Annotated in this window: 2 pseudogenes; one reads left to right on the top strand and one right to left on the bottom strand. The window is 42.6% G+C overall.

The annotated features are described in order from the left end of the window. A pseudogene (locus tag CIK04_RS35065) lies at window positions 1–251 on the bottom strand (diguanylate cyclase); the annotation flags it as partial. 802 nt (window positions 252–1,053) lie between these two features. On the opposite strand from CIK04_RS35065, the pseudogene CIK04_RS29995 reads away from it, so the two are divergent. After that, window positions 1,054–1,461 (top strand): annotated as a pseudogene (locus CIK04_RS29995) (hypothetical protein); the annotation flags it as partial.

The raw sequence follows: 1,461 nt of genomic DNA, 5'->3' as shown, positions 1-1,461 counted from the left end.
CTTTCACTTAACTCTAACCCTTGATAAAACGCCAATTGTGAGCGCTTTAGTTGATTGGTGGCATTGTACAAGATACCCAAGGTGTTAAAACCTTCCAGTAACAGGAAATCGGCACCGTTTTCATTTGCCATCGCCATACCGAGCTCGACGTGCTTTAACCCCTCATCAAACTGACCTTGCTTCAACTCTCGTCCCGCTTTTCGATAATCAACTTGGGCACTCAACCAAGCAATTTTTCGTTGAGATCGCAAACTGCTCTAACTGGCCAGTTAACTGGTCAACTCGCTCTTGAGATTGTTGTGTTTGGCGATTTCACGTTTAATCAGCAAGGTATAAATATGCTCTAGATCCGCTCTTGCACTTTGATGCTGAGTTCCCACTTTGTCCCTTCTCCATTCAGCGACGTAACGCTTGCGCTTTATTGGGTTCTATCTGAACCAATGGCATGATGGACGAGTAATGGATGATGAGCAGAAAAGGTTTTGAGCTGCTCTTTCGGGAGAGGCTGAATCGTTTTATCGAGCGGGTTTGGGGATATGAAGCCGTATCTTGATCAACAAACACGTCCCAAGTCACGATAGACAAAGACTAAGAAGAAGTAAAATTAATAAGAGAAAAGCGAGCTTTTTGTGCATACCAATGTCGACTCTCTTTGTCGGTCCAGCGCAACAACCTCGATTTGTTTTTCATCAGATCGAATGGCGTAGATTCATTTCCCTAAAACTTCAAACACTTATCATATTCATTCAGGAAAACGATATCGTGGTTGCTGAAAATTACGGCGAAAGTAGCATACATTTAGTGATAAATCTCAAACTTTTGCCTAAATTGGTTACCCGATCAAAATAAACCAATGATTGACTTATCAATCATTTACTAAAAAAGCAAAGACTCAAATAAAGCCAATAACCCACTGATTTTAAAATACATTTAATTTTACAAAACCCCAATGATTCAACCCTCTCACATACTTTCTAAGCCATTTTGGGTTTGACGCCTTCCAAAAGCATTCCTACGGTTTATATGGCTAAACAGTAAAGCTAAGGGTGGCTTATGAATAAAAACAAAATCGTTATGGCACTAGGACTCAGTGTCAGCGTTAGCCTATTGGGCTGTGGCGGAGGAAGCTCAAGCTCCTCTGGAGGAAGCTCTTCCAGCTCCTACTCCGTAACAGCAATCGATGGCTACTTACAAAATGCACAGGTTTGGTTGGACTTAAACAAGAACTTCATTTGGGATACCGGTGAACCAAAAGCGACCACTGGCGCCGGAGGTAAGGCAACCCTAGATGTTACAGGAATAGATAACCCTGAAAGCTACCCGATCGTGGTAAAAGCAATACGARGGAAAACCGTAGACGAAGACACCGGTAACACGATCGCTACAGATTACGTCATGTCTGCCCCAGCTGGTGAACAAGATATTACCCCTCTTTCTACAATGGTTCACGTTCTTCTCGAA

The sequence above is a fragment of the Vibrio sp. 03_296 genome, from assembly GCF_002265885.1.
This window is presented reverse-complemented; position numbering and strand designations above follow the sequence as displayed.